The organism is Erwinia sp. LJJL01, from assembly GCF_047300805.2.
GTDB classification, from domain to species: domain Bacteria; phylum Pseudomonadota; class Gammaproteobacteria; order Enterobacterales; family Enterobacteriaceae; genus Erwinia; species Erwinia aphidicola.
Genome location: NZ_CP178576.1, coordinates 3,210,664 through 3,226,606 on the forward strand (window position 1 = coordinate 3,210,664; position 15,943 = coordinate 3,226,606).

Below are 15,943 nucleotides of genomic sequence, written 5' to 3' on the forward strand. Positions count from 1 at the left end.
GACTCTTTTACTCTCGCTGCTATTGAAATGATATCGATACCATTTAAAACATCACAGGGGAGAGGATTATGAAAGCTCTGGTGCTTGAACAAGCCGGTAAGATTGCCATTGAGGATCGTGAGTTCAGCGAGACGCTGGGCGATGACGATGTGCAGATTAAGATCCACTCCGTCGGGATTTGCGGCAGCGACGTTCACTACTACCAGCACGGCCGCATCGGACCGTTTGTGGTGAAAGCGCCGATGGTGCTGGGGCATGAAGCCTCCGGCGTGGTGCTGGCGCTGGGCAAAAACGTGAAGCACCTGAGCATCGGTGACCGCGTCTGCATGGAGCCGGGCATTCCGGATATGCAGTCACCCCAGTCGCGCGCCGGGATCTACAACCTCGACCCGGCGGTGCAGTTCTGGGCCACGCCGCCGGTGCATGGCTGCCTGCGCGAGACGGTGATCCATCCCGGCGCGTTTACCTTCAAACTGCCGGACAACGTCAGTTTTGCCGAAGGTGCAATGGTGGAACCGCTGGCGATTGGCATGCATGCTTCGACCAAAGCAGGCATCAAGCCAGGGGATATCGCGCTGGTGATCGGTGCCGGTCCGATTGGGGTCGTCACCGCGCTGGCGGCGCTGGCCGGGGGCTGTTCCGACGTGATCATCTGCGATCTGTTCGATGACAAGCTGAGGGTGGCGGCCAACTATGAAGGCCTGCACGCGGTGAACAGCTGCGGGGAAGGCGTGGCGCAGAAAGTCGCCCAGCTCACCAGCGGTAACGGCGTTGACGTGGTGTTCGAGTGCAGCGGTGCCAAAGCCGCAATCCTTAGCATCTGCGACCATATCGCCCCCGGCGGCACGGCGGTGCTGGTGGGAATGCCGATTGATGCCGCGCCGGTGGATATCGTGGCGGCCCAGGCTAAAGAAGTCACCTTTAAAACCATTTTCCGCTACGCCAACATGTACCCACGCACCCTGCGCCTGCTGAGCGCCGGCAAGCTGCGCGTGCAGCCGCTGATCTCTCATACCTACAAATTCAGCGACAGCGTGGCCGCCTTTGAACGCGCGGCGGCGGGCAACCCGACCGACATCAAAATCATGCTGGAAATGGAGTAGGTCATGGCGCTGTATGCGGGCATTGACTGCGGAACGCAGGGCACCAAGGTGGTGATTATTGATGACCAGCAGGGCACCATCCTCGGCAGCGGCAGCGCGCCCCACGCCATGCTCAGCGACGGGCAGGGCAAACGCGAGCAGCACGCCGAATGGTGGATCGCTGCGTTGATCGCCGCCTTTGCTGCGGCAACGGCAGACGCTGACGTTGCACCGCAGCAGATCGCGGCGCTGGCGGTTTCCGGCCAGCAGCACGGCTTTGTCGCGCTGGATGCGGCGGGTGAGGTGCTGCACCCGGTCAAGCTGTGGTGCGATACCTCCACTTCTGCCGAGAATAGCTGGCTGCTGGAACAGCTCGGCGGTGAAGCGGCGGCGCTGCAACGTCTTGGTCTGGTGCCGGCGACGGGCTACACCGCCTCGAAAATCATCTGGTTTAAGCGTCAGCATCCGCAGCTTTGGCAGCGCCTTGCCTGCGTGCTGCTGCCGCATGACTATCTCAATTTCTGGCTGACCGGCGAGCGCGTGGCGGAGTACGGTGACGCTTCCGGCAGCGGCCTGTTCGATATTCGCCAGCGCTGCTGGGACCGTCATACCGTGGCGCTGATCGACGACAGTGGCCGCCTGTGGAATGCACTGCCGCCGCTGATTGCGGCGGAAAAACCGGTCGGTACAGTGTGCCAGCGGGCTATCGATGCGCTGGGTCTGCGCCCCGATACGCTGGTCGCCAGCGGCGGCGGCGACAATATGATGGCGGCGATTGGCAGCGGCAATATCCGCCCAGGGGTGCTGACCATGAGCCTCGGCACCTCCGGCACGCTGTTTGCCTGCGCCGACAGCCCGGTGGTGGCCGATTCCGCGGCCATCGCTGGATTCTGTTCCAGCAGCAACGGCTGGCTGCCGCTGGTCTGTACCATGAATGTCACCTCGGCCAGTAGCGCGGTCCAGGGACTGCTGCAGCAGGATATTGCCGGGTTTAATCAGGCGCTGGAGCAGGCCGAGCCGGGCGCGGGCGGCATGCTGCTGCTGCCATTTTTCAACGGTGAGCGCGTACCGCCGCTGCCGAATGCGCGTGCCAGCCTGCATAACCTCAACAGCGATAATTTCACCGCCGCCAATCTCTGCCTGGCGGTGGTCGAGGGGGCAACCTACGGGCTGCGCTACGGGCTGGATCTGTTCCGCCAGCAGGGCATCAGCCTGGATGAGATCCGCCTGACCGGCGGCGGCGCCAACAGCCCGCGCTGGCGGCAAATCGTCGCCGATGTGATGGGCTGCCCGGTGGTCTGCCCGCAGGAGAAGGAGTCGGCGGCGCTCGGAGCCGCTATCCAGGCCGCGTGGTGCCATCAGCAGGCTGACAGCCCGCAAGCGGCCGACAGCCTGGATTTGCTGTGTCAGCGTTTTGTGCAGCTGGATGAGCGCAGCCGCGCGCTGCCGGATGAGGCTCGTCAGCGCCGCTACGCCGACCTTTATCAACGCTATTTGCATCTGCTGCAAAAAGAATATGGGGTAACGCTATGAGCGACACAGCAGCGGCTTATCTGCTGGAAGTCAGCGGCCTGAAGAAGAGTTTCGGCCCGGTGGTGGCGTTAAAGAATGCCGAGTTCTGCCTGCGTCGCGGCTCAATCCACGCGCTGTGCGGCGGCAACGGCGCCGGAAAATCCACCTTTCTCAGCATTCTGATGGGCTTTATCCAGCCCGACAGCGGCGACATTTTTATCAACGGCCAGCGCTGTGAGTTCTCCCACCCTAAAGAGGCGCTGGCGGCCGGGATTGCCATCGTGCAGCAGGAGCTGAGCACCATTGCCGACCTGAGCGTGGCGGAGAATATCTGGCTGGGGCGCGAGCCGCGTCACTTTGGCTTCGTCGATTTTAAACGGATGAATCAGCAGACCGCCGACCTGCTGGCCGACCTGCACTTCACGCTGTCGCCGACGGCGATTATGCGCAACCTCAGCGTGGCCGAGCAGCAGCTGGTGGAGATTGCCAAAGCGCTGTCGCACGCCAACGCCGACATCATCATTATGGATGAACCCACCTCGGCGATCGGCGAGGAGGACGTGCAGAAAATCTTCCAGGCGATCAAGCGGCTGGCGGAAAAGGGCAAAGGCATTATTTACGTCTCGCACCGCCTGGCGGAGATTTTCCAGATCGCCGACAGCTACACCATTTTCCGCGACGGCAGCTATATCCACGAAGGGCTGCTGGCCGATATCACCCGCGAGCAGCTGATCGAACATATCATCGGCGGCGAGTTCGACAGCGAGTTCGCCAAGTTTAACCAGCCGGGCACGGAAGTGATGATGGAAGTGGACAGCCTGTGCTGGGGCAGAAAGGTGCGCAATATCAGCCTGACGCTGCGGCGCGGTGAGATCCTCGGCATTTATGGCCTGGTCGGTTCCGGGCGCAGCGAATTTCTCGACCTGATTTTTGGCATTGAACATGCGCAGAGCGGCACCATTCGCATGGGCGACAGGACGCTGGCACGCCACTCGCCGCGCCAGGCGATCGACAGCGGCATTGCCTATGTGACGGAAGATCGTAAAGAGACCGGGCTGGTGCTGTGCCGCTCGGTCAATGAGAACATCAACATCGCCTCTTTCCCGGCCATCAGCCGTGCGGGCTTTATCAGCGACCGGATGGAGCAGGAGCGCACCCGCGCGATGATCCAGCGCTTTAACGTTAAAACGCCGGATGGCGAGCAGCTGGTGGGCAATCTCAGCGGCGGCAATCAGCAGAAGGTGGTACTCGGCCGCTGGGCGCTGCTGGACCCGCAGGTGATGCTGCTGGATGAGCCAACGCGCGGAATCGACGTCGGAGCAAAAAAAGAGATCTACCGCTTTATGTCGGAATTTGCGTTGAAAGATCGCGGCATCATTATGGTCTCCTCTGAGCTGTCGGAAATTATTGGTATGAGCGACCGGATATTAGTGTTTAAAGATGGCGCGCTGGCCGGTGAATTATCGGCTGAAAATGTCACCCAGGCAGAATTAATGAAGCTGGCGGTGTAATCTTCAACAATATTGACTCTAAATAATTCTAATCGCAGGAAGGCGGCAAATCCATGAGTCCGCAGGAGCATAGTTAACTATGTGACTGCGGTGAAGGGATGAAGCCAACGCACCTGCGGTTTGAAGTATGACGAGTAGAGAGATAAATTTATGAGTGCAATTCCTTCTCTGAAACCAGGGCCGTATTTCCTTACGCGTAATAAAAGCCGTCTGCATAAATACGGCATTATTATCGCCTTCTTCGTGCTGTGCCTGATCGTCACCGTGATTGGTGAAGTGCAGGTGGCAAACGGGGCGTGGAGCAGCAACTATTTTCTCAGTAACGAAAATATGCTGATTGTGTTACGCCAGATCTCGATTAACGGCATTCTTGCCGTCGGTATGACCTTTGTGATTATTACCGCCGGGGTCGATCTCTCGGTCGGTTCGGTGCTGGCGCTCAGCGGGATTGTCGCGGCGCGTTTTGCCACCACCAACAGCGGGCTGGCGATAGGTGATACCGCCCATGCGCTGATCGTGCCGATGATTATTGCGCTCGGTATTGGCATCGTCTGCGGGCTGCTCAACGGCACCATTCTGGCGCGCTATCGCCTGCAGCCGTTTATCGTCACCATGGGAATGCTCTCCGCCGCGCGCGGCCTGGCGCTGCTGACCACCGACGGTAACCCGGTGTCGCAGCTCAACCCGGACTTCCGCTGGCTGGGGAATGGCTATGTGCTGGGCATTCCGGTACCGGTGCTGATTTTTGTGCTGCTGTTTGCGCTGGCCTGGGTGCTGCTTAACCGCACCCTGTTTGGCCGCTACGTCTATGCGGTGGGCGGCAACCAGAAGAGCGCGCGCACCTCGGGCATCAGCGTGGTGAAAATTAAAGTGCTGGTCTACACCCTGTGCGGTGCGCTGGCCGGGATTGCCGGGCTGATCCTCACCGCCCGAACCGGCTCGGCCCAGACCAGTGCCGGGGCCGCCTACGAACTGGACGCGATTGCTGCGGTGGTGATCGGCGGCACCAGCATGGCCGGCGGCGTGGGCACGCTGGTCGGCACCCTGTTTGGCGTACTGATTATTGGCGTAATGAATAACGGCCTCGACCTGCTGGGCGTGCAGTCCTATTACCAGCAGATCATAAAAGGGGCATTAATTGTCGTGGCAGTACTGCTTGACCCATCGCGTAAGCAACAGCGCGATTAAATTAAATAATAAAACCTCACTCTACAAAACCAGGAGTCACCATGAATAAGATGACCAAAATTGCCTTATTCACCTCGGGCATGTTAATGGCGGGCAGCATGGCCGCCCAGGCTGCGCCGGTAAAAATCGCCGTGCTGATGTATGGGATGAAAGCGGAATTTGTGCAGCTGATGGAAAAAGCCGGTAAAGAACACCCTGCTGTGAAGAGTGGCGATGTGCAGCTGACCGTCTATGACGGGCGCTATGACCCAATGGTGCAGAACAACCAGGCGGAGACCGCCATTCAGACTCATGCTGACGCCATTATTATTAACCCGATGGACTATGAAGCCAATATTGATGTGGTGACCATGGCCAATGAGGCAAAAATCCCGGTTATCGTCACCAATGCGCGGTTAAATACCGACAAAATGACCGCCGAAGTGGTCTCCGATGACGTGCTGGGCGGCTATCTGGAAGCGAAGTCGGTGCTGAAGAAAATGAACTGCAAGGGCAACGTGGTCATTATTGAGGGGCCAAAGGGCGGCAGCGGCGAAATACAGCGCGGGCAGGGCAATGATAAAGCGATTGCCGAGTGCGGCGCAGGCAACATTAACGTGCTGGAGCGTAAAACCGCTAACTGGTCTCGCGCCGAAGCGCTGCCGCTGATGGAAAACTGGCTGCAGAAGCATCGCGGGCAGATCAATGGCGTGATTGCGCAAAATGATGAAATGGCGCTGGGGGCGATTGAGGCAATTAAAGGCGCCAACCTGAACGTTAAAGATTTTGCCATCGCCGGGGTGGACGGAGTTTCAGACGCCATTCGCGCCGTGCAGGCGGGTGAAATGGTGTCGATCCTGCAGGACGCACACGCGCAGATGCAGGGCTCGATTGACGTCGCCCTGCGGGCCGTGAAGGGGGATAGCTATCAACCCCAGTCAGATATCTGGAAGCAGTACGAAGGCAAAATGGCGTGGGATGATGGCAAAGCGAAGCGCTACTCGGTGCCGTGGACCGAAGTGACGGTGGACAATGCTGCGCAGCTGCTGAAAGCGCGTCAGTAAGTTTTCAATAAAGGCCATGTCCCAACCGGCATGGCCTGAATGCTTATTCAGGCTACCCGATTTTTCTGCACATAAACTGTGACAATAATAATAACTTTTAATTAAATTTGAGTTTTTCCTGGCGAAATGAGCGCCGCTGCATTTTCTAGTTAAACCCGCCATCAACCAAACTGATTTAATTCCCCGATTAGCCGGCTCTTAATCTTCCCCTAAGGAATTTCATTTACGCTTTATATACCCAGGCGTTGCTAATCTCGGTAGCGCTAATTTTGCGTAATGATTCTTTGAATGGATTGAAATAATGTCCGAATTTCTCCCTTTCTCGCGCCCGTCTATGGGCAATGAAGAGCTGAGCGCCGTTGAAGAGGTGCTGCGATCGGGCTGGATCACCACCGGGCCGAAAAATCAGCAGCTTGAGCAGGCTTTTTGCCTGCTAACCGGCAACCGCCATGCGATTGCCGTGAGTTCGGCCACCGCCGGTATGCACGTTACGCTGATGGCGCTGGGCATCGGGCCGGGGGATGAGGTGATCACGCCGTCGCTGACCTGGGTTTCCACGCTGAATATGATTGTGCTGCTGGGGGCGACCCCGGTGATGATTGATGTCGATCGCGATACGCTGATGGTGACCCCAGCGCTGATCGAAGCCGCTATCACGCCGCGTACCAAAGCGATTGTGCCGGTGCATTATGCTGGCGCACCCGCTGATATTGCCGCTATTCACGCGCTGGGCAAACGCCACGGCATCGCGGTGATCGACGACGCCGCGCACGCTGCGGGCACTTACTATCACCAACGCCACGTCGGCCACAGCGGTACCGCCATCTTCTCCTTCCATGCCATCAAAAACATCAGCTGCGCCGAGGGTGGGCTGGTGGTCACCGATGATGATGCGCTGGCTGAGCGCGTGCGCAGCCTGAAGTTTCACGGGCTGGGCGTGGATGCTTTTGACCGTCAGACACACGGGCGCGCGCCGCAGGCTGAGGTGATTATGCCGGGCTTTAAATACAACCTGGCGGATATCAATGCGGCGATAGCGCTGGTGCAGCTCGACAAGCTGGCGGCGAACAATGCGCGCCGCGGGCAGATTGCGGCGCGTTATCTGGCAGAGCTGGCGGACACGCCTTTCCTGCCGCTGAGCCGGCCTGTATGGCCGCACCAGCACGCCTGGCATCTGTTCATTCTGCGTGTCGACCCTGCGCGCTGCGGCATCGATCGTGACTCGCTGATGCAGGCGCTGAAACAGCAGGGCATCGGTAGCGGGCTGCATTTCCGCGCCGCGCACACGCAGAAATATTACCGCGAGCGTTTTCCGCAGCTGTCGCTGCCGCACACCGAGTGGAACTCCGATCGTATCTGCTCTATCCCGCTGTTTCCCGGCATGACTGATGACGACTGCAGCCGCGTGATTGCGGCGCTGCGTAAGCTGGCAGGTAAATAATCCGTGAAAGAACAAGAAATTAACAAAGTCTCGATAGTGATCCCGGTCTATAACGAACAGGATAGCCTGCCCGAGCTTATCCGCCGCACCGATGCCGCCTGCGCCCAGCTGGGGCTGCAGTATGAAATTTTGCTGGTGGATGATGGCAGCAGCGATAGCTCGGCGGAGATGCTCAGCGCGGCGGCGCAGGCGCCGGGCAGCCATATTGTGGCGGTGCTGCTCAATCGTAATTACGGCCAGCATTCGGCAATTATGGCGGGTTTCAGCCACGTCAGCGGCGACCTGGTCATCACGCTGGATGCCGATTTGCAGAACCCGCCGGAGGAGATCCCGCGCCTTGTGGCGACGGCACAGCAGGGCTATGACGTGGTGGGAACGGTGCGCCAGAACCGGCAGGATAGCTGGTTCCGCAAGCGCGCCTCGCGCCTGATTAACCATCTGATCCAGCGCACCACCGGCAAAGCGATGGGCGATTACGGCTGTATGCTGCGCGCCTATCGCCGCCACATTGTCGATGCCATGCTGCACTGCCACGAACGCAGCACCTTTATCCCCATTCTGGCGAATACCTTTGCCCGCCGTGCCACCGAGATCCCGGTGCTGCACGCTGAACGCGAATTTGGTGATTCCAAATACAGCCTGATGCGGCTGATTAACCTGATGTACGACCTGATCACCTGCCTGACCACCACGCCGCTGCGCCTGCTGAGCGTCTTCGGCAGCGTGATTGCGCTGTCAGGTTTTGCTCTCTCCCTGCTGCTGATCCTGCTGCGCCTGTTCCTCGGGCCGCAGTGGGCGGCAGAGGGGGTATTTATGCTGTTTGCCGTGCTGTTTATCTTTATCGGCGCGCAGTTTGTTGGCATGGGACTGCTGGGTGAATACATCGGGCGTATTTATAACGATGTACGTGCCCGTCCCCGCTACTTTATTCAGCGCGTTGTCAGCCGTGATGACGCCAACTCTTCACAGGATGAGAAATCATGAAAGCCGTCGTATTTGCCTACCATGACATTGGCTGCACCGGGATCCGTGCGCTGGCTGAAGCCGGATTCGCAATTGAAGCGATTTTCACTCACGCGGACAACGCCGCAGAGAATCATTTTTTTGGCTCGGTTGCGCGCACGGCGGCTCAGCTGGGTATTCCGGTGTATGCGCCGGAAGATGTTAATCACCCGCTGTGGGTGGACCGCATTAAGGGCATGAAGCCGCAGGCTATTTTCTCATTCCACTATCGCCATATGCTGAATGATGAAATCCTTCACTGTGCTGAGAAGGGGGCGTTTAATCTGCATGCTTCACTGCTGCCGAAATATCGCGGGCGCGCACCGTTAAACTGGGTGCTGGTCAACGGCGAACAGGAAACCGGCGTGACGCTGCACCGCATGGTGAAACGCGCCGATGCCGGTGCGATTATTGCCCAGCAAAAAGTGGTTATTGCCGCGGAAGACAATGCGCTGACGCTGCATCACAAGGTGTGCGAGGCGGCGAAACAGCTGCTGGAAAGCGCGCTGCCGGGGATCCAGCGCAATGATTTTGTCGAGCAGGCGCAGGACGAGACTCAGGCCACTTATGTTGGCCGCCGCACGCCGGAAGATGGGCGTATTGACTGGCAGCAGCCGGCGCAGACCGCCCACAATCTGGTGCGGGCGGTAACCGATCCGTGGCCTGGTGCATTCAGCTATGTTGGCGCGGGGAGATTTATCGTCTGGCAGTCAAAGGTGCGCAGCGATCTGCCTGGCGCCAAAGCGGGAACCGTGCTCTCCGTGGCGCCGTTTGTTGTCGCCTGCGGTAGCGGGGCGCTGGAGATTGTCACCGGGCAGAGCGAAAACGGCGTCTACATGCAGGGCAGCCAGCTGGCGCAGACGCTGGGCCTGGTCGAGGGCGCACTGCTGCATAACCAGCCGGTGGCGGCGGTGAAGCGCCGTACCCGCGTGCTGATCCTCGGAGTGAACGGTTTTATCGGCAATCACCTGACCGAGCGCCTGCTGCTGGACGATAACTTCGAGGTGTTCGGTCTGGATATTGGTTCCGACGCCATCAGCCGTTTCCTTGGGCATCCGCGCTTCCACTTTGTCGAAGGGGATATCAGCATTCACTCCGAGTGGATTGAGTATCATATTAAGAAGTGTGACGTGGTGCTGCCGCTGGTGGCCATTGCCACGCCGATTGAATATACCCGTAATCCGCTGCGGGTGTTTGAGCTGGACTTCGAAGAGAACCTGAAGATTATCCGCGACTGCGTGAAGTACAAAAAGCGCATTATCTTCCCGTCGACCTCCGAAGTGTACGGCATGTGCACCGATACCACCTTCGATGAAGACAATTCCAACCTGGTGGTCGGGCCGATCAATAAGCAGCGCTGGATCTACTCGGTTTCCAAGCAGCTGCTGGACCGGGTTATCTGGGCTTATGGCGAGAAAGAGGGGTTGCGCTTCACGCTGTTCCGCCCGTTCAACTGGATGGGGCCGCGCCTCGATAACCTGAATGCGGCACGCATTGGCAGTTCGCGCGCCATCACTCAGCTGATCCTTAATCTGGTGGAGGGTTCACCGATCAAGCTGATCGACGGCGGTCGTCAGAAGCGCTGCTTCACCGATATCAGCGACGGCATCGAAGCGCTGTTCCTGATTATTGAGAACAAGCACCACAACTGTGATGGTCAGATCATTAATATCGGTAATCCGGTGAATGAGGCCAGCATCAAAGAGCTGGCGCAGCAGCTGCTGGAGAGCTTTGAACGCCATCCGCTGCGTCAGCAGTTCCCGCCGTTTGCCGGTTTCCGCGAAGTGGAAAGTAGCAGCTACTATGGCAAGGGTTATCAGGACGTGGAGCACCGCAAGCCGTCGATTCGCAACGCGCAGCGCCTGCTGGGCTGGCAGCCAACGGTGGCAATGACCCAGACCATTGATGCGACGCTGGACTTCTTCCTGCAGACCGTGGAGCCGGGAGAAAACGAAGCATGATCGACGTCGGGCTGCGCATCGATGTTGATACCTGGCGCGGCACCCGCGACGGCGTGCCGCGCCTGCTTGAGATCCTCGACCGCCAGCATACTCAGGCCAGTTTTTTCTTCAGCGTCGGGCCGGATAATATGGGCCGCCACCTCTGGCGGCTGTTGAAACCGCGCTTCCTGTGGAAAATGCTGCGCTCGAATGCGGCATCGCTGTACGGCTGGGACATCCTGCTGGCGGGGACGGCCTGGCCGGGGCGCCGCATCGGGCGCGGGCTGGAAAAAACGATCCGCGCCGCCGCGCGTCAGCACGAGATTGGCCTGCACGCCTGGGACCATTTTGCGTGGCAGACGTGGGCTGGGGTGTGGCCTGCGCAGAAGCTGACGCAGGAGATCCAGCGCGGCGTGGAGTGTCTGAGCGAGATTGTCGGCCAGCCGATCCGCTGCTCAGCGGTGGCGGGCTGGCGCGCGGATGAGCGCGTGCTGGTTGCCAAGCAGCCGTTTGATTTTGCCTATAACAGCGACTGTCGCGGCACGGCCCCCTTTCGCCCACTGCTGCCCGACGGCAGCGTGGGCACGGTGCAGATCCCCGTCACGCTTCCTACCTGGGATGAGGTGGTCGGTAGCGGGGTCACGCGTGAAGGTTACAATGCCTGGATCCTCGATTTAATCGCCAGCCAGCCGGGCGTGCCGGTCTACACCATCCATGCGGAAGTGGAAGGGATCGTGCTGAGCGAAATGTTTGCCGAACTGCTGGTGATGGCGCGGCGACGTGGGATCCGTTTCTGCCCGTTAAGCGAGCTGCTGCCTGCGGATTTGTCGCAGCTGCCGACGGGAAATCTGGTGCGGGGTAGTCTCCCCGGTCGTGAAGGTTGGCTGGGATGCCAGCAATAATCAGAGTGACCCCGGCATGAAATATCTGCGTTATGCGCTGCCGCTACTGTTTTGCTATGCCTTGTATTATCTCATTCCATTAGAGCTGCGCGCGCTGTGGCAGCCCGATGAGCTGCGCTACGCGGAAATCAGCCGTGAAATGCTGGCCAGCGGTAACTGGAGCGTGCCGCACTTCCTTGGTTTGCGCTATTTCGAAAAACCGATAGCCGGGTACTGGGTCAACAATCTCAGTCAATGGGTATTTGGCGGCAGTAATTTTGCGGTGCGCTTTGGTTCGGTGGTATCCATCACGCTCAGCGCGCTGCTGGTCTACTGGCTGGCGCGGCGTATAGGGCAACAGCGCGGCACGGCCCTGCTGGCTGCGGTGATTTTTCTTACCTGTTTTCTGGTGTATGCCATTGGCACTTATGCGGTGCTTGACCCGATGATCACCCTGTGGCTGGTGGCAGCGATGTGCAGCTTTTGGCTGGCGGCGGAAGCAGGCAGCAGCACGCGGCAAAAGGTACTGGGTTGGCTGCTGCTCGGGCTCGCCTGCGGCATGGGTTTTATGACCAAAGGCTTTCTGGCGCTCGCAGTGCCGGTAGTGGCGATTGTGCCGTGGGCGATCTGGCAGCGGCGGTTTAAGGAGCTGCTGCTGTACGGGCCGCTGGCGCTGGTCAGTGCGGCACTGATCTCCGCACCCTGGGCAGTCAGCATTGCGCGCCAGCAGCCGGATTTCTGGCACTACTTCTTCTGGGTGGAGCATATTCAGCGCTTTGCCGAGGAGGATGCGCAGCATAAGGCACCGTTCTGGTACTACATTCCGGTGCTGATTGCCGGCACGCTGCCGTGGCTCGGGCTGCTGCCGGGGGCTTTAGCCCGGGCATGGCGCGAAAGAAACAGCCATCAGGGATCGCTCTATCTGCTGTGCTGGGTGGTGATGCCGCTGCTGTTTTTCAGTCTCGCCAAAGGGAAGCTGCCAACCTATATTCTGCCGTGCTTCGCGCCGCTGGCGATCCTGCTGGCGCACCACGGCGTGCGGCTGGTTTCCGAGGGGGGGCGCGGCCTGAAAGCCAATGGCATCATCAATCTGACGTTCGGCGCGCTGCTGATGCTGACGGTGCTGCTGGTGCTGGCGCCGTGGGGATTGATGCATCATCCGCTCTATCCTTATGCCGAACTGTTCAAGGCTCAGCTGGCCACGCTGGCGTTCCTGTTCTGGGCGGTGATGGGGATGATCACCCTGCTTGGCGGGGCGAAATTCTGGAAGCTGGCGGCGCTGTGCCCGCTGATGCTGGCACTGGTGGTCGGCGCGGCGATACCGGACAAGGTCATCTACTCCAAGCAGCCTCAGCCGTTTATTGCCAGCCTGATGCCTGAACTGGCGCACAGTCGCTTTATCCTGGCGAATAACGTTGGCATGGCCTCGGCGCTGGCGTGGCAGCTGAAGCGCAGCGATATTCTGCTCTTCGACCAGCCGGGCGAGCTGGCGTATGGGGTGAGCTATGCTGACAGTCGCCAGCGCCTGGTCACCGCAGTGCAGTTTGCCCAGTGGCTGAGTGAGCATCGTCGCCAGGGCGAGGTGTCGCTGGTGATGAAGCTGTCGGACGATAAACGCCCGACGGACGATCGTATTCCGCAGCCCGATCGCAGCTTTCAGCACGGCAGAATGCTCTATTACCTGTATCTGCAGCAGCCATGAATATGCTGCTGATCCTCCTTGCCAGCCTGCTCAGCTGTGGCGGGCAGTTATGCCAGAAGCAGGCGACGGTGCAGCGCGCCGCACTCTGGGGCTGGCTGGCATTAAGCGTGCTGCTGCTGGGCCTGGCGATGCTGGTGTGGCTGCGCGTGCTGCAAACCACGCCGCTTGGCGTCGCTTACCCGATGCTGAGCCTGAATTTTATCTTTGTGACCCTTGCCGCCCGCTGGCTGTGGCATGAGGCCATTCCGCTGCGTCATGCGCTGGGGATTATCCTGATTGTTGCCGGGGTTGCGGTGATGGGGAGCTATACCTGATGGGCTGGCTGCTGGCGTATTGTAGCGTGCTGCTGGTCAGCGCGGCGCAGCTATTGCTGAAGTGGGCGATGGTGCGGCTGCCGGCGATCGGCGAGCCATCGGCATTTTTCACGGTGCTGTTCAGTCTGGTCCCGGCGGTGCAGGCGCTGCTCGCCGGAGTGCTGGCTTATGCACTGTCGATGCTGTGCTGGCTGCTGGCTTTGCAGCGCATAGCGCTGAGCCGCGCCTATCCGCTACTCAGCCTGAGCTATCTGCTGGTGTGGGCCGCCGCGCTGTGGCTGCCGGGGCTAAACGAGGAGTTTGTCTGGGGCAAGCTGGCGGGCGGCGGTTTAATCCTCGCCGGGCTGCTATTGATCTGCTGGCCGCAGAAAAAAACGCGCTGACGGTGCTATTATTCTCTCCATTCATTTTTCAGAGTTTCAATAATCTATGACCACCACATCTCCTCTCCTGCAGGTCAGGGAGGTCTCTTTTGCGCTGCAGGAAAAAACGCTGCTGGCGCCGCTTTCATTTGAGCTGCACAGCGGCGAGTTTCTCTGGCTAACCGGGCCGTCGGGCGCCGGAAAAAGTACGCTGTTAAAAATTATTGCCTCGCTGCTGGAACCGAGCGCCGGGGAAGTGCGCTTCAACGGTAAGCCGCTTGCGGACCTGAAGGTGGAAAGCTACCGCCAGCGTGTTTCATACGTGTTCCAGACGCCGCAGCTGTTTGGCAGCACGGTCTATGACAATCTGGCGCTGCCTTACCAGATTCGTCAGCGCTCTGCCGATCGTGCACGCATGATCGAGTGGCTATCCAGGGTCAATCTGGCGGCAGAGCTGCTGGACAAGCCAATTGACCAGCTATCGGGCGGTGAAAAACAGCGCGTGGCGCTGCTGCGCAATCTGCAGTTTCCACCGGATATCCTGCTGCTGGATGAGATTACCAGCGCGCTGGATGAAGAGAATAAGCAGCGGGTTCAGCAGTTGATTGATCGGCAGGTAGAGCAGGGCTGTGCGGCGATCTGGATCAGCCACGATCCCCATGAAATCGGCGGCGAGCGGCGGGTGCTGCGGCTGGAGCCAGCAGTAAAAGGAGAGCAGCATGAACCAGCATAATATTACCAATGAGTCGCTGGCTCTGGCGCTGGTACTGGTGCTGATTGCCCTGCTGTTGAGTAAGAAAGAGCGGCTGGGGCTGGAGAAAGATATCGTCTGGAGCGTGGCGCGTGCCATCGTCCAGCTGGTGATTGTCGGCTACGTGCTGAAATATATCTTCGACCTGAACAACCGCTGGCTCACCATCCTGATGGTGCTGTTTATCTGCGTGAATGCCGCGCTCAATGCGAAGAAACGCAGCCGGGCGATCGACCACGGGTTTGTTATCTCATTTATTGCGATTACGCTGGGCACCACGCTGACGCTGGCGATTCTGCTGCTCAGCGGCGCGATTGAGTTTATGCCGATGCAGGTGATCCCGATTAGCGGGATGATTGCCGGTAACGCGATGGTGGCGGTGGGGCTGTGCTTTAGCAATCTCAATCAGCGCTTCAGCGATAACCGGCAGAAATTGGAGGAGATGCTCAGCCTGGGAGCAAGTGCCAAACTGGCTTCAGGGAGTATCGTGCGTGACAGCATTCGCGCCGCGATGATCCCCACTGTGGACGCCGCAAAAACGGTGGGGCTGGTCAGCCTGCCGGGAATGATGTCCGGGTTGATTTTTGCCGGGATTGATCCAGTAAAGGCGATTAAATATCAGATCATGGTGACGTTCATGCTGCTGGGAACGGCCAGCCTGTCGACCATTGTTGCCGGATATCTGGCCGCCCGCCGTTTCTATACCGCGCGCGTGCAGTTGAAATAACCCACTGGATTGACGACTGAATGCGGAGGGGCGACCGGAAACAAGGTCGCCCCCTGAAGTATCCCCACAAACACTGATTTGAATATTATCGCGGGATGACAGATGCCCGGTTTCAGGAGGGAGGGCTGCTTTCCGCACCGGCATGAATACATCCCTGTAGCCTGGCTCACGGCCATCCCTGGCCGTGGGCCTGCTGCAATCAGCCCTCCCTCCTTGCACCCAAAGCCGCAGCGTCGCGGTTTAAAACCTACAGCGAGCACGATGCGAGTGGGGGATGAGCTTGGCCTGAGGTAAGCCGGACGTCACGCGGCAGGGATGCCGCGTGCCGAGGCCCGCAGGGAGCGTCTTTTGCCGTTCCGGCGTGCTCAGGCTGAGCTCAGACCGGTTAGCGGAGGTTTAGCGAGGGAAGCCATTTCTGGGAATACCTCAGAGGTATCCCCCTATACGTAGTCATAACGGCGGACCCTCTGTTTCGGTCCGCCCGCTG

14 protein-coding genes are annotated in these 15,943 nt (G+C 59.3%); all 14 read left to right on the forward strand.

Features of this window, described 5'->3' with window-relative positions:
• Positions 1–68 precede the first annotated feature (68 nt).
• Positions 69–1,103: an NAD(P)-dependent alcohol dehydrogenase gene (locus tag ACLI4M_RS15900; protein WP_133624211.1), complete on the forward strand. Its 1,035-nt coding sequence runs from the start codon at positions 69–71 to the stop codon at positions 1,101–1,103.
• 3 nt (positions 1,104–1,106) lie between these two features.
• Positions 1,107–2,615 carry a xylulokinase gene (gene xylB / locus ACLI4M_RS15905; protein ID WP_133624210.1) on the forward strand — a complete coding sequence of 503 codons (1,509 nt, stop codon included), beginning with the start codon at positions 1,107–1,109 and terminating at the stop codon, positions 2,613–2,615.
• Entirely contained in the window at positions 2,612–4,105 is a 1,494-nt protein-coding gene (locus ACLI4M_RS15910; protein WP_048916810.1) for a sugar ABC transporter ATP-binding protein, read from the forward strand. Before xylB ends, ACLI4M_RS15910 begins: the two co-directional genes overlap by 4 nt.
• Positions 4,106–4,255: 150 nt before the next feature.
• On the forward strand, positions 4,256–5,293 hold the full coding sequence (locus ACLI4M_RS15915; RefSeq protein ID WP_133624209.1) for an ABC transporter permease: 1,038 nt from the start codon (positions 4,256–4,258) through the stop codon (positions 5,291–5,293).
• Positions 5,294–5,343: 50 nt separating this feature from the next.
• The gene (locus ACLI4M_RS15920) at positions 5,344–6,336 is read left to right on the forward strand and encodes a substrate-binding domain-containing protein (RefSeq protein WP_413449798.1); all 993 of its coding nucleotides are present in this window, start codon (positions 5,344–5,346) and stop codon (positions 6,334–6,336) included.
• 301 nt (positions 6,337–6,637) lie between these two features.
• Positions 6,638–7,777: a UDP-4-amino-4-deoxy-L-arabinose aminotransferase gene (gene arnB, locus ACLI4M_RS15925; RefSeq protein ID WP_133624207.1), complete on the forward strand. Its 1,140-nt coding sequence runs from the start codon at positions 6,638–6,640 to the stop codon at positions 7,775–7,777.
• A gap of 3 nt (positions 7,778–7,780) precedes the next feature.
• Positions 7,781–8,761 (forward strand): undecaprenyl-phosphate 4-deoxy-4-formamido-L-arabinose transferase, encoded by a 981-nt coding sequence (arnC, locus tag ACLI4M_RS15930; protein WP_133624206.1) that lies wholly within the window; start codon positions 7,781–7,783, stop codon positions 8,759–8,761.
• The gene (gene arnA, locus ACLI4M_RS15935; protein WP_133624205.1) at positions 8,758–10,740 is read left to right on the forward strand and encodes a bifunctional UDP-4-amino-4-deoxy-L-arabinose formyltransferase/UDP-glucuronic acid oxidase ArnA; all 1,983 of its coding nucleotides are present in this window, start codon (positions 8,758–8,760) and stop codon (positions 10,738–10,740) included. Before arnC ends, arnA begins: the two co-directional genes overlap by 4 nt.
• Positions 10,737–11,621 carry a 4-deoxy-4-formamido-L-arabinose-phosphoundecaprenol deformylase gene (arnD, locus tag ACLI4M_RS15940; RefSeq protein ID WP_133624204.1) on the forward strand — a complete coding sequence of 295 codons (885 nt, stop codon included), beginning with the start codon at positions 10,737–10,739 and terminating at the stop codon, positions 11,619–11,621. Before arnA ends, arnD begins: the two co-directional genes overlap by 4 nt.
• 16 nt (positions 11,622–11,637) lie before the next feature.
• Positions 11,638–13,302, forward strand: coding sequence for a lipid IV(A) 4-amino-4-deoxy-L-arabinosyltransferase (arnT, locus tag ACLI4M_RS15945; protein WP_133624203.1), 1,665 nt, complete (start codon positions 11,638–11,640; stop codon positions 13,300–13,302).
• Positions 13,299–13,616, forward strand: coding sequence for a 4-amino-4-deoxy-L-arabinose-phosphoundecaprenol flippase subunit ArnE (arnE, locus tag ACLI4M_RS15950; protein WP_133624202.1), 318 nt, complete (start codon positions 13,299–13,301; stop codon positions 13,614–13,616). The genes arnT and arnE overlap by 4 nt, the downstream gene beginning before the upstream one ends.
• Positions 13,616–13,999 (forward strand): 4-amino-4-deoxy-L-arabinose-phosphoundecaprenol flippase subunit ArnF, encoded by a 384-nt coding sequence (gene arnF, locus ACLI4M_RS15955; RefSeq protein ID WP_133624201.1) that lies wholly within the window; start codon positions 13,616–13,618, stop codon positions 13,997–13,999. Before arnE ends, arnF begins: the two co-directional genes overlap by 1 nt.
• A 46-nt stretch (positions 14,000–14,045) precedes the next feature.
• Positions 14,046–14,711 (forward strand): iron efflux ABC transporter ATP-binding subunit FetA, encoded by a 666-nt coding sequence (fetA, locus tag ACLI4M_RS15960; protein ID WP_099754947.1) that lies wholly within the window; start codon positions 14,046–14,048, stop codon positions 14,709–14,711.
• Positions 14,698–15,456 carry an iron efflux ABC transporter permease subunit FetB gene (fetB, locus tag ACLI4M_RS15965; protein ID WP_133624200.1) on the forward strand — a complete coding sequence of 253 codons (759 nt, stop codon included), beginning with the start codon at positions 14,698–14,700 and terminating at the stop codon, positions 15,454–15,456. Before fetA ends, fetB begins: the two co-directional genes overlap by 14 nt.
• Positions 15,457–15,943: the final 487 nt, after the last annotated feature.